The organism is Bacillus sp. Root920 (genome assembly GCF_001429445.1).
GTDB classification, from domain to species: domain Bacteria; phylum Bacillota; class Bacilli; order Bacillales; family Bacillaceae; genus Bacillus; species Bacillus safensis.
This window is the reverse complement of record NZ_LMJV01000001.1, coordinates 915,787-928,660: the sequence shown is the minus strand read 5'-3', so window position 1 is coordinate 928,660 and position 12,874 is coordinate 915,787. Positions and strand designations below refer to the sequence as shown.

Genomic DNA, 12,874 nt, shown 5'->3' with positions numbered 1-12,874 from the left:
TACGATTATCTTGCAGCAAGAAACGTTTCAGCTTGCGCTTGCTGCACAATACAGCGTCCTCTACCGTGCGGAATACATAATGGTGTTCCAAATAAAGGATCTGTTGTCACTTGGCAATTCATATCAAAGACATTTTTCACGAGATCACAATTAATTACGGTTTCTGGTCTGCCTTCTGCATAGATTGACTTGTCTTTAATCGCGACAAGATGATGAGCATATCTGCATGCGAGATTGAGATCATGAAGAACCATCACTATCGTGCGCTGCTCTTTCTCATTTAAATCAAACAGAAGGTCCAAAATTTCGATTTGATGCGTCATATCTAAATATGTCGTCGGCTCATCTAACAAAATAATATCGGTCTCTTGGGCCAGCGTCATCGCAATCCATGCACGCTGCCTTTGTCCACCTGATAATGAATCAACGGTCCGATCAGCAAGATCTTCCATCTTTGTTGACTTCAATGCGCGGTTCACAGCTTCTTCATCTTGCTTCGACCACTGCTTCAGCCAATTTTGATAAGGATATCTGCCTTGCTTCACTAACTGATGCACGGTTAATCCTTCTGGCGCTTCTGGTCCTTGTGGAAGAATGGCGAGCTGTTTCGCTACTTCTTTTGTTGGTAATTTTGCAATGGAATGACCTTCAAGCAGGACAGAACCACCCATTGGCTTCATGAGTCGAGCCAAAGAGCGCAGTAGCGTGGATTTACCACATCCATTACTGCCAATAAATACTGTGATTTCACCCTTAGGGATTGATACATTTAGTTCATCGATGATCATTGTTTCTCCGTAGCCTAAGCTTAAACCTTCAGTAGAAATGGCACTCATTCCGCTCAAACGCTCCTTTTCTCATCCAAATTTTTATATGAAATATCGTCTATGTACAGACGTAAAAGATCACTTATCTCAATTTAGTGTATCAGATTTAAGTGATCTTGAAAATCATTTTCAATTAAAAAATGAGAAAGTCTCGTTTATTTCTTCCTTTGGAATGTACGTTTGGTCCCATCCTCGAGCTTTAAATCGATCTGAATCCGCTGATAATCATCATCTAAATTAAAAGCAGTTAATAGTTCATTTACATACGCTTCATTGATCTTTGCACTAGGAATCGACATATCATTCAGCTTCATCTTCATCTCGCGCAAGGCTTCTTCTCCTTCATAGCGGGCTCCATTCATATGATCACGAATGATTGCTTCCTCTTTGCCTCTTGCCTGACGGTAGGTCGCTTCGTATAATTCGTTTTTCTGTCCATATTGGACAAGCAGATGCACATGCTGAAATGGCAGTTCCTTCATTTGAACAGCTGATAGACTTTCTGCTTCTGCTTCATGTGTTTGTTGTAACGGTTCAACTGATTGACAGCCGGACAGCATAAAGAGTAGCACTCCTATTCCTCCCGCCTTCTTCCAACACATCATGTGTTTCCTCCTATTTCACAGCATCGCTTTTTATTCTTCTCCAGGCTCCTTTTTGTTATTCAATAAAACAGCCCACTATGATAAATTGAAACAAAAAGGAGGACCGGATGATGAAAAAAACAGCCATTGTAACTGGTGCCAATAGCGGCTTTGGCAAGCTCATCACAATGCGTCTCGCCAAGCGGGGCTATACAGTGATTGCCGGCGTCAGACAGGAAACCAATGCCAAAAAGCTCGCTGAAGAAATCGAGGAAGCCTCTTTATCTGGCATGATACATATTGAAGCGTTAGATGTGACCGATACGCAGTCGATTCAAGCATTTCAGAAGAAGCTTCATGCTTATGCACCCATTACCCTGCTTGTGAACAATGCGGGAACAGCCTTTGCTGGTTTTGCGGAGGAGGTTCCTGTCGATACATACCGCCAGCAATTTGAAGTGAATGTCTTCGGTGTGATGGAAATGACCCAAGCCGTGCTGCCGTTTATGACGAGTGGTGCAAAGATTTTCAATATGAGCAGTATCAGCGGATTAATGGGAATGCCTGCACTTTCTCCATATGTATCATCTAAGTTTGCGTTGGAAGGCTATACAGAAAGCTTGCGGATTGAACTGGCTTCGTTCGGTATACAGGCGGCCTTGATCGAGCCAGGCTCTTTCCAGACAAATATTTGGAACACCTCCATGAACGAACAAATGATTCAGCCAGCAGAAGGATCGAAATACACAAAACTCTATCAAAAGATGATGGCCCATATTGATGCCCAGAAATCCAACTATGGAGATCCTCGTGAAGTGGCAGATCTTGTTGTTCGATTAGCAGAAAAGAAGCGGCTGAAACGGCTGAGATATCTTGTTGGAAAAGGTGTACGACTTTCATTCACAGCAAAGCAGCTTCTGCCGTGGAACATGTGGGAACACATCATACTACGGACACTCTCTTCAAAAAAATAAGCACAAAAAAACAGGTGGATATGTTGACATCCACCTGTTTTTTTCATTTATTCGCTATCTGACTGTCCAAGGGTAATATCTAGATTTTTGTTCTTTCCTTCACGAATGACAGTCATTGTGGTTTTATCGCCGACTTTTGTTTCTTTGTAAAGAATTTCTTTCAGCTGAGAGCTGTTCACTACGTCTTTTCCTTTGAACTTAATGATGACATCTCCAGATTTCAAGCCTGCTTTTTGAGCAGGTGAACCTTTTGAAACATCCTTTACGTAAATGCCTTTGCCGATTTGTTTATCAAATAAGCCGAGCGTATTTTCCTGATACGTCTCAGGCACTTGCTCAAGGTCAATCATTTGTACGCCAAGGTATGGACGTTCGACTTTTCCATTTTTCAACAGCTCATCTACAATCGGTTTGACATCGTTACTTGGGATCGCAAATCCGAGTGATTCCACACCGCTTTCGCTGATTTTCAAGCTGTTAATGCCAATGACTTGACCATCTGTATTGATCAGTGGCCCCCCGCTGTTTCCTGGGTTAATGGCTGCATCTGTTTGCAGCACATTCATCTCCACCGTACCAGATGACGTATTTGCTTCTACGGTACGATCAAGACCACTAATGATTCCTTCTGTCACAGTACCTGAGAACTGTGCACCGAGCGGATTCCCAATGGCAATGACTTTATCTCCAGCACGAAGCTTAGAAGAATCACCAAAGCTCGCCACTTTATCAATGCCGTCTGCGTTCATTTCAACAACAGCTAAGTCGGTCATGACATCACTGCCGACAAGCTTTGCGTCTTTTGTTTTTCCATCATAAAGGGTGACCTTGATTTTATTAGCCCCTTCGACAACGTGGTTATTTGTAATAATGTACGCTTTTTTGCCATCTTTTTTGAAGATGACACCAGAGCCTGTTCCAGCTTCAGCTTCTGTTTGATCACCGCTCAAGCCAAACGAATTTTGTGTAGATTGATAGTTTGAGACCCCTACAATAGTGGGCTCTAAATCTTCTACCATATCAGCCACATTTGTGGCATTGGTGATTTGTTTTGTCGAGAAATTATCTGAGGCTGCCGGCTCGCTTGATGCGGTCTGCGTTTGCGTGTTGGCAGCTGTATCCTGTGACTGCGGCAAAAGCGGTGTAATGCCAAGTACAAGACCCCCGCCAATAATCCCTCCAAGAATTGGGCTGAGCCATGCCGCCTTCCGCTTTTTCTCTTTTTTCGACGCACGGTCATCCACCATTTGAGGAGAATGCTTTGTCACACTCTCCTGCGAGGCAGATGCTTCATTTTCATGCTGGTGAAAAACGAGTTCCTTCTCTTTTTCTGGTGCGTCTATTTGTTTCTCATTCTCTTGATGGGTATCTTTTTGATGATTCATTTCATTGTCTTGATTTTCTGGATGATTCATCTTATTCTCTTCATCTTCTCTTCGGAAATCCATCGCTTGCACTCCTTTACATCATGTTTCATTCATATGTCTAGATAGGACTCAGGTCCTCTTAATGGAAAGATCATTGAAAAATACTTTATGGCAATATGTCAAATTATATAATACTTATTCATAGAAAAAAAGCAAGGTGCGCACATTGATGAAAAGCACCTATTCATCCGCCTTTTGTCTATGCCCTTTTTTCCCTTGACCTTATCATAATCAAACATTATGGGATAATGATGAGAAGAATATGTGAAATTGTGAAAAAAGCGTGTGATTGTTGACATGCCGCCTTCGTATCCCGTTATAATGACGTTGAGAGGATGTGGAAGACTTTGTCGTACACCATTTATTTAGTTGAAGATGAACAAAATTTAAATGAACTGTTAACCAAATATTTAGAGAGTGAAGATTGGAATGTCTCCTCTTTTTTAACCGGAGAAGCGGCACGCGAAGCCATAAACAAGCCGCCGCATCTATGGATTTTAGATATCATGCTGCCTGATACAGACGGCTACACCCTTATTAAAGAAATCAAAGCCGCATCACCTGACGTACCGGTCATTTTCATTTCAGCACGTGATGCAGATATCGACCGTGTCCTCGGCTTAGAGCTGGGAAGCAGTGATTATATTGCGAAGCCGTTTCTTCCTCGTGAGCTGATCATTCGGGTTCAAAAGCTGCTGGAGCTTGTGTATAAAAACAGCGATACCCCGCAGCAGCAAAGCGTCACTTCAGTTTCTTCTTATGTCATTCATGAGGATGTAAGAGAGGTCTATGAAGAGGGGCAGCTCATTAACTTAACGTCTAAGGAATTTGACTTGCTGCTTTTATTTACACATCACCAAGGACATGCTTTTTCTCGTGAAGATATCCTCGTCAAGATTTGGGGACACGATTACTTCGGGACAGATCGTGTGGTGGATGACCTTGTCAGACGGCTGCGCAAAAAAATGCCCGACTTAAAGGTCGAGACCATCTATGGATTTGGCTATAGGATGCTGAAAGGATGAAGAACAAACCGCTCGCTTTTCAAATTTGGGCTGTGATCTCTGGCATTTTGCTCACCATTTCCATTGTCCTGATTATTCTATTTTCCAATACATTACGTGACTTCTTCACAAATGAAATTTATAAAAATATCGAAAATGAACAGCAAGTGCTGACAGAATATCCATTGAACCGAGACGGCTCGCCAAAGTCGACACCGGAAAACCGCTCCGTGCAGCACATTTTGATCCCGTCAGATGAATTAGATCAAATGGCGCAGTTTTTTCCGCATGCTTTTATTGAGAAAATCCAATCGTTTGTGAAAAAACAAAAAAGCGCAACGAAACGGTATTCTGAAGAGGTGAACGGCCAGCATATCTTTTTTGTCATCAAAAAAGTATCATCAGGCAATACACAATATATTCTTCTGTCCTATGCACCAGATTCTTATCGAGATGATCTGTCCTTTACGCTGTTTAAACAGCTGATCTTTATCTTAGGCACTGTTATTTTACTAAGCTGGATTCCATCGATTTGGCTTGCCCGCTATCTATCCCGACCAATCGTTGCGTTTGAAAAGCACGTCAAACGGATTGCCCAAGAGGACTGGGACGATCCTGTCATCGTTGACCGGCAAGATGAAATTGGCAAACTTGGTCATACCATTGAAGAAATGAGACAAAAACTCATTCAAAAAGATGAAACAGAACGGACACTTTTGCAGAATATTTCACATGACTTAAAAACACCTGTCATGGTCATCCGCGGCTACACGCAGTCCATTAAAGATGGTATTTTTCCTAAGGGAGATCTTGAACAAACGGTGGAAGTCATTGAAGGTGAAGCGGAAAAGCTTGAGAAGAAAATCAAGGATCTGCTGTACTTAACAAAGCTTGATTATTTATCTAAACAACATCCCGCACATTCTTCCTTCCTACTCAGTAATACGATGCTGGAAGTGGTCGACCGAATACGCTGGTCGAAAAATGAATTGCAGTGGAACGTGGACTTAGATGATGAGGCTGCTCTTGAAGGCGATCCAGAACAATGGAGCAAATTATTTGAGAATGTACTAGAAAATCAACTTCGCTACGCAAAAAGTAAGATTGATATTCAGATGAAACAAGAAGAGGATCAAATCCGCATTGTCATTCGTAATGACGGTCCTCCAATTGAAGAACATATGCTGTCCAACCTATACGAACCTTTTAGTAAGGGAAAAAAGGGCGAATTCGGTATTGGATTAAGCATTGTCAAAAGAATTCTTTCAATGCATCAAGCGTCCATATCTATTGAAAATGATGATCTAGGTGTACGTTATACAATCATGGTTCCTAAGAAGAGACTGTAGGTTTTTGACCGCAGTCTTTTTTAAATGAATGAATACCCATTGAAATCACGGTATGTGGCTTTGATCTTTTTGCCAGCTTGATACATCCATTTCTTTTCAATGGTTGTCTCTTTCGGCATTTTGACTTTTTCTACTTGAATCCCTTTTGTTCGCAAGCGTCTAATCATATCATCGATTTCTCTCATGGAACATCATCCTTTCACATATTTTGACCAGTTGGTCACCTTACTTTATAATATAAAGAATTACACTGTAAAAAACAAGTTACAATCTGATTAATTTTTGAAAACTTTCGTCGTTTATGACCAATAAGTCACATCTCTTTGCGCACGTTTCCTAAGACATTTGTCTCTTGGTAAGAAAGGATGACATTCATATTGAAAAAGAAAGAAAAAATGATCATTGAGGCTGGCATGAAATTATTTGCCAGCAAAGGCTACAACACAACGTCTGTTCAGGAAATTGCGGATGAATGCCACATGTCAAAGGGTGCTTTTTATCTTTATTTTAAATCAAAGGAAGCATTGCTCATTTCGATCCTTCATTACTATTACGATAAGGTATTTACCCGGATTCATGAGGTTCAAACAGAGGGCGGCACACCAAAAGAAGCCTACCGCAAACAGCTCACTGTCTATTACGATAATATTTTGCAGCAAAAGGATTTTATTAAAATGCAGCTGAGCGATCGAGCGCTTCCTATGACTCAAGAAACGCAGCAGCTCGCAAAACAAATTAGGCTTGCGACGATTCAGCTTCATATCGATAATATTAAACAAGTGTATGGAGACGCTGCCATTCCTTATATGGCTGATTTATGTTTGACGATTGAGGGCATGAGCCACGTTTATTTCGAGCTTGCGATTTTATATGATTTTCAGCTGGAAGCAGAAGAGCTTGCCACAACCATGATTCACCGTATCGATGATTTGATGGGCGGTATGATGAAGCGAAATGATCTTCCTCTCATTTCTGTAGATCAAGCGAGCGATTGGTTTGGTCCGATTTATGAAAGGTCATTCGATCCGCTCACAGAATCTCTTTTACAGGAGTTAAGAGAGATGGCTGAAGCACACTATGAAGTGAAAGACGAGCCTGAATTATTTGAAGCACTTGGCATTCTGGAAAATGAATTAAACAAACAAAAACCAAGACAAGTCATCGTGAAAGGCATGCTGTACCAATTGAAATTATATGCACCGCTTCAAACCAACTCCGAATCTCTTTTGCGCATTTTGAAAGAGGATCATTTGTAAACACATATTTTCAATGAAAAAAACCAGGGGCAGCCGCCCCTGGTTTCTTATTTTGCTTTCGGTGTCACCATTTCCTCTGGTTTCACAAATTGTTCGAACTGCTCTTCTGTTAACAGCTCTAATTGAAGTGCTGCTTCTTTTAGTGTTAATCCTTCTTTGTGCGCTAGCTTCGCAATTTTTGCTGCATTTTCATATCCGATGTGCGGGTTAAGTGCCGTCACAAGCATCAATGAATTGTTCAAGTTTTTCTCAATCGTTTCAAGGTTTGGTTCGATTCCAACTGCACACTTGTCATGGAATGAGTTCATGCCGTCAGCAAGTAGTTCAACTGATTGCAGGAAGTTATAAATGATGACTGGCTTAAATACGTTCAGCTCAAAGTTTCCTTGGCTTGCCGCAAAACCGATTGTGGCATCATTCCCCATGATTTGTGCTGCAATCATGGTTAAAGCTTCACTTTGGGTTGGGTTGACTTTTCCTGGCATAATGGAGCTTCCAGGCTCATTTTCAGGAATGATCAATTCACCAATTCCGCAGCGAGGACCACTTGCAAGCCATCTCACATCATTGGCAATTTTCATTAAATCAGCTGCAAGTGCTTTTAAAGCACCGTGTGCATACGTAATTTCATCATGGCTTGTCAGCGCATGGAATTTGTTTGGTGAAGAATTGAATGTTTGACCTGTCAGCTGGCTGATTTCCTCAGCAACATATTGACCGAACTCAGGATGTGCGTTAATGCCTGTACCAACAGCCGTTCCGCCAATGGCCAATTCTCTCATTTTTTCAGTTGATTCTAGAATCATTTCTTTTGAACGGTCCAGCATGTATACCCAGCCGCTAATCTCTTGGCCAACTGTCAGCGGTGTTGCATCCTGCAAGTGCGTACGGCCGATTTTCACAATCTCTTGATACGCTTTTGCTTTCTCATCAAGAGTTGTTCTTAACTGGTCAATAGCAGGCAGCAATTTTTTGTACACAGCTAAAACAGCTGCCACGTGCATAGCCGTTGGGAATGTATCATTTGAGCTTTGGCTGCGGTTAACGTCATCATTCGGATGAATGCTGAACTCGCTATTTTTATCTTTCAAGTAAGCAGTTGCTCTGTTTGCAACGACTTCGTTCATGTTCATGTTACTTTGTGTTCCACTGCCTGTCTGCCAAACAACAAGCGGGAAATGCTCGTCATACTTTCCGCTGATGATGTCATCACATACAGCAGCAATTGCTTCTGCTTTTTCGCTTTCAAGGTTGCCAAGACGTTCGTTGGCAATCGCTGTGCTACGTTTCAAAATTGCAAACGCATTCACAACTTCCTTTGGCATTTTCTCAGAACCGATTTTGAAATTTTCTTTGCTTCGTTGTGTTTGTGCACCCCAGAACTTGTCCTTCGGCACTTTGATTTCGCCCATTGTGTCTTTTTCGATTCTAAATTCCGTCATTATGTATCCCTCCATAGCTTCTCATCACTCAACTCTATTCTATACAAAAAACGAAAATCCTTTAAGCGTTTTCAATTAAAATTTTATCTTTATTTTAATTTTAGTTCAATATAAACGCGAACATCCTTCGAATATTTGTATTTTGGGTTCGTTTTTCCGTAATCCTTTGATGTATATGTCACCTCATAATGCTTGTCAAACGACTGTAGAATACGGTCGATCTCCTCTTTTGTTCCTGCTAAACGAATCTGTGCCATCTTGTTTCCTCCAAAACCCTCATTCTTTCTTTTACCACAAAATAATGTAACACAGAATATTGTTTTTTCAAGCAGGTAATGCTAAGAAAAAGATTTGAGGCGGGTGATCCGAATGAATCAAACTCCATTAAAAGAGCACTTATACGATAATCTCTCCGTCCTCCTTCCACAATTAAAGGAAATGGACGATTTGGTCCATGAGAAAAAAACGCTGCCTCACGGACAGGTGGTTTACTATTTATACATAAAAGAAATGAACGAAAAGATGGAGATTCAAACCTTTTTAAAGCTGCTTCTCCAAGATCATACGTCACTCACAAAAGAGAAGCTGGAATCCAATTTATCGATGATGACCACCCGTTCGGTGAAGACCACCGAGGAATTGGTCGATGCGATTTTTGATGGGCATTGTGTTGTTCTGATTAACGGATTTCAGCATGCGTATATTTTAGAAACGCATGGAACAAAGAAACGCAGTATAGGGGATGCTACCTCTGAAACAGTTGTGAGAGGACCGAAAATTGGCTTTATTGAAGATTTAGATACGAACTTAGCTCTTGTAAGACAGCGCTTGAAAAACCCCGATCTTAAAACCGTCGACATGAAGATTGGTCAAAAAAAGTACACCAAAGTGACCATCATGTACATTGACGGTATGGCTCAATCATCTGTTTTAAAAGAAGTGAAAAAACGGCTCAAGCAAGTCACTATTGATGATATACAAGATTCCGGTGTTCTTGAGGAACTGATTGAGGACAATGTGTACTCTCCTTTCCCGCAAATACAAAACACAGAACGGCCGGATAAAGTGGCATCTGCTTTAAATAATGGACGTGTCGCCATTTTTGTTGACCATTCACCTTTTGTGTTAATTGTACCTGCTTCTCTCGCGACGATTATGCAATCACCTGATGATTATTATGAAAGGTGGATCGCTGCCTCTCTCATTCGGATGCTGCGGTTTACCTCTATTTTTCTGACATTATTTTTATCAGCCATTTATATTGCGCTTGTGTCCTTCCATCAAGGGCTTTTACCAACAACTCTTGCTATTTCAATCTCAAGCACTAGAGAAAATGTCCCCTTTCCGCCTATTGTGGAGGCACTGATCATGGAGATAACGATTGAGCTGCTGCGGGAAGCCGGTTTAAGGCTGCCAAATCCGCTCGGGCAAACGATTGGACTTGTAGGCGGAGTTGTCATCGGGCAGGCGGCCGTTCAGGCTCATATTGTGAGCTCGATCATGGTGATTATCGTCAGTGTGATTGCCCTCGCATCATTCACTGTCCCTCAATATGGGATGGGCATGTCGTTCCGCGTGCTCCGGTTTGTGTCCATGTTTACAGCAGCTACCTTTGGTTTATATGGGATTGTGCTGTTCATGCTCGTTCTCCTTACTCATTTAACACGGCAAAAAAGTTTTGGGACGCCTTATTTCTCACCAGATTTTGTGTTCAGCTATAAAAACGAAGACAATTCCATCATTCGATTGCCTTTAAAAAATCAAAAGAAAGGAGAACGATATGGTCAATCATAAAGAGTCGATCACCAGCTATCAGGCAAGTGCCATCATTGCCAATACAACATTAGGTGCAAGTATGATGATTCTGCCAAGAGCAATGGCTCAGGCTGCAGCTACACCTGACGGCTGGATTGCGCTCTTACTCATGAGTGGCATTTACATTGTATTTATTTTTGCGAATGTCCTTATGATGAAAAAAGTCCCCTTCTCCTCTTACTATGATTATACGAACGAGGGGCTTGGCAAGTGGATCGGTGCCCTTGCTAACCTGCTCATTATTATTTATTTTCTCGGCGTTGCCAGCTATGAAGTGCGGGCTATGTCGGAAATGGTGAAGTTCTTTTTGCTTCAAAACACTCCTGTAGCGGTGACAATGATCAGCTTTATTTTGGTCGGTCTTTATCTTGTCGTCGGCGGGATTGGCGATTTTGCCAGACTGTGCCCTTTTTTCCTCATTGTCACCCTGATTATCTTATTTATTGCTTACGGACTCAGTGTTCAAGAGTTTAAGTTAGATAACCTCCGGCCTGTTTTAGGCGAGGGCTTCTCACCTGTCTTCAAATCCTTTAATGCATCAGCCATTTCGTTTGTCGGCATTGAAATGATGCTGTTTATGCCTGTCTATATGAACACGCAAAAACACACCTTTGCTTATGGCGCAATCGGCTTTTTGATTCCTGTGATCATTTATATATTCACCTATATTCTTGTCGTTGGTGCGTTCACTGTGAAAGAAACTGCGACGTTGACTTGGCCGACGATTGCTTTATTTCAATCGTTCGATATACAGGGGATCTTTATTGAGCGGATTGAATCTTTTTTACTTATCGTTTGGCTTGTTCAGCTTTATACGAGCTTTGTAGGATATACGTTTTTTGCTGCAATGGGGGTATCCAAACTAACAAAATTACCCAAAAAAGTCGTACTCACGTTGATGGGAATTGTCATCTACTTTGCCGCCGTTTTCCCAAAGGATGTTGATACAGTGCGTGATTATTTAACCTATGTGAACAATTTATTTTTCCTTTTATTCGGCATTCTCCCGTTTCTCTTATTTATCATCGTGTTTTTTAAAAGGAGGCGGAAAGCGGCATGAAAAAGAAAGTGGTTTTTGCATTAATGACCCTTTTTCTATTAAGTGGATGCTGGGATAGTACCAATATTGAGGAACTCAACATGGCGATTGGTTATGGCTTAGATAAAGGAGATGACGGTCATAAGCTTAAAATATCAATGCAAGTCCTTGTTCCTCAAAAAATTGAACAAGAATCCAGCGTAAAAGACCCAACAAAGATTATAGAAACTAGTGGTGATTCGGTACATCAAATATTCCGAACAACGACGCTCAAAAGTCACCGTATTTTCGCCCAGCAGCTGAGAGTGTATTTATTTTCTGAGGAACTCATCAATGAGAATAATTTCGACCTCGTCATTAATCAATTCATTCGCGACAATGAAACGAGGAGAGGAAGCCTCGTCTTTATGACCTCAGAAAAGCCTGGGGACTTGCTGAAAATCAATGACGCTGGTCAACCAGCTTCTTCTACATTATATGACCTTTCTGCGAATACAAAATCGACCATACGTATGTTCAAGCCCGTTTCATTAGGAGATATTTCTTCTGCTATGCAAAACAACGTATCTTTTGCTGTTCCGAAAGTCGGTGTGGATCAAGGGAAATTAATACTCGACGGAGCCTCTATTATTAAGAACAGACGATTTCTCACCAGCATCTCTCCGTTAGCCGTGCAGTCATACAACCTGTTGACTGGGGACGGAAAAGGCGGAGTGATTGAATTTGAATATGATCACAGCATCTATTCGTTTGAGATTTTTAAACTGAAACACAACATTGAAACGAATAAAACAGCGAGCGGAAAATATCAATTTAATGTGTCAGTGGCGCTTGAAGGAAGGTTGTCTGAGGATTGGAATGAGCGGGAAAATGCATTTAATGAAAAGTATCTCCAAGAGATTGAAGGTGTCGTGGAGCGTCGAATAGAGAAAAACGTAAAAGATTTCATTGGGGAATTACAGCATGAGATCAAAGCAGATATTTGCGGGTTTTCTCAAAAAGCGAGTATTGCGTATCCGAAGGACTTTCGAAAAGAAGCGAAGCATTGGGATGAAATTTTTAGTGAATCAGACATTCGTTACAAGGCAAATGTGAAAATCCGTGACTTCGGGACTAAGGGCGCAACACAATCTTTATAGAGTATGTTAAAATGGTAA

At 41.4% G+C, this 12,874-nt stretch carries 13 protein-coding genes; 7 read left to right on the top strand and 6 right to left on the bottom strand.

The features are described from left to right. Window positions 1-5: 5 nt before the first annotated feature. Both ASE42_RS04310 and ASE42_RS04305 read right to left on the bottom strand, forming a co-directional pair. On the bottom strand, window positions 6-836 hold the full coding sequence (locus ASE42_RS04310; RefSeq protein WP_008347057.1) for an ABC transporter ATP-binding protein: 831 nt from the start codon (window positions 834-836) through the stop codon (window positions 6-8). A 146-nt stretch (window positions 837-982) separates the two neighbouring features. Next, window positions 983-1,429: a YusW family protein gene (locus ASE42_RS04305; RefSeq protein ID WP_200956592.1), complete on the bottom strand. Its 447-nt coding sequence runs from the start codon at window positions 1,427-1,429 to the stop codon at window positions 983-985. 113 nt (window positions 1,430-1,542) lie between these two features. Between ASE42_RS04305 and ASE42_RS04300 the strand changes: the two genes are divergently transcribed. Further along, entirely contained in the window at window positions 1,543-2,385 is an 843-nt protein-coding gene (locus ASE42_RS04300; RefSeq protein WP_082580671.1) for an oxidoreductase, read from the top strand. A 47-nt stretch (window positions 2,386-2,432) separates the two neighbouring features. On the opposite strand, the gene ASE42_RS04295 is transcribed toward ASE42_RS04300, so the two are convergent. Further along, window positions 2,433-3,833 carry a S1C family serine protease gene (locus tag ASE42_RS04295; RefSeq protein WP_056765823.1) on the bottom strand — a complete coding sequence of 467 codons (1,401 nt, stop codon included), beginning with the start codon at window positions 3,831-3,833 and terminating at the stop codon, window positions 2,433-2,435. 326 nt (window positions 3,834-4,159) lie between these two features. Between ASE42_RS04295 and ASE42_RS04290 the strand changes: the two genes are divergently transcribed. Further along, on the top strand, window positions 4,160-4,837 hold the full coding sequence (locus tag ASE42_RS04290) for a response regulator transcription factor (protein ID WP_024423415.1): 678 nt from the start codon (window positions 4,160-4,162) through the stop codon (window positions 4,835-4,837). Next, window positions 4,834-6,165: a sensor histidine kinase gene (locus ASE42_RS04285; protein WP_024423416.1), complete on the top strand. Its 1,332-nt coding sequence runs from the start codon at window positions 4,834-4,836 to the stop codon at window positions 6,163-6,165. The genes ASE42_RS04290 and ASE42_RS04285 overlap by 4 nt, the downstream gene beginning before the upstream one ends. 20 nt (window positions 6,166-6,185) lie before the next feature. Here ASE42_RS04285 and spxO read toward each other — a convergent pair whose 3' ends face one another. Next, window positions 6,186-6,350 carry an anti-adapter protein SpxO gene (gene spxO / locus ASE42_RS19035; protein ID WP_003212782.1) on the bottom strand — a complete coding sequence of 55 codons (165 nt, stop codon included), beginning with the start codon at window positions 6,348-6,350 and terminating at the stop codon, window positions 6,186-6,188. 192 nt (window positions 6,351-6,542) lie between these two features. On the opposite strand from spxO, the gene ASE42_RS04280 reads away from it, so the two are divergent. Further along, window positions 6,543-7,421 (top strand): TetR/AcrR family transcriptional regulator, encoded by an 879-nt coding sequence (locus ASE42_RS04280; protein ID WP_024423417.1) that lies wholly within the window; start codon window positions 6,543-6,545, stop codon window positions 7,419-7,421. A gap of 47 nt (window positions 7,422-7,468) precedes the next feature. Here ASE42_RS04280 and fumC read toward each other — a convergent pair whose 3' ends face one another. Next, window positions 7,469-8,863, bottom strand: coding sequence for a class II fumarate hydratase (gene fumC, locus ASE42_RS04275; RefSeq protein WP_024423418.1), 1,395 nt, complete (start codon window positions 8,861-8,863; stop codon window positions 7,469-7,471). Window positions 8,864-8,952: 89 nt separating this feature from the next. Continuing rightward, a complete protein-coding gene (locus ASE42_RS18470) occupies window positions 8,953-9,120 on the bottom strand; it encodes a YvzF family protein (protein WP_003213147.1) in 168 nt (55 codons plus the stop codon). A 112-nt stretch (window positions 9,121-9,232) separates the two neighbouring features. Between ASE42_RS18470 and ASE42_RS04270 the strand changes: the two genes are divergently transcribed. From ASE42_RS04270 to ASE42_RS04260, 3 genes are read left to right on the top strand one after another with little or no spacing between them, the layout of a single operon-like run. Next, on the top strand, window positions 9,233-10,657 hold the full coding sequence (locus ASE42_RS04270; RefSeq protein ID WP_034623851.1) for a spore germination protein: 1,425 nt from the start codon (window positions 9,233-9,235) through the stop codon (window positions 10,655-10,657). Continuing rightward, window positions 10,644-11,738, top strand: coding sequence for a GerAB/ArcD/ProY family transporter (locus ASE42_RS04265; protein ID WP_056765820.1), 1,095 nt, complete (start codon window positions 10,644-10,646; stop codon window positions 11,736-11,738). The genes ASE42_RS04270 and ASE42_RS04265 overlap by 14 nt, the downstream gene beginning before the upstream one ends. Continuing rightward, the gene (locus ASE42_RS04260; RefSeq protein ID WP_056765819.1) at window positions 11,735-12,856 is read left to right on the top strand and encodes a Ger(x)C family spore germination protein; all 1,122 of its coding nucleotides are present in this window, start codon (window positions 11,735-11,737) and stop codon (window positions 12,854-12,856) included. Before ASE42_RS04265 ends, ASE42_RS04260 begins: the two co-directional genes overlap by 4 nt. Window positions 12,857-12,874: the final 18 nt, after the last annotated feature.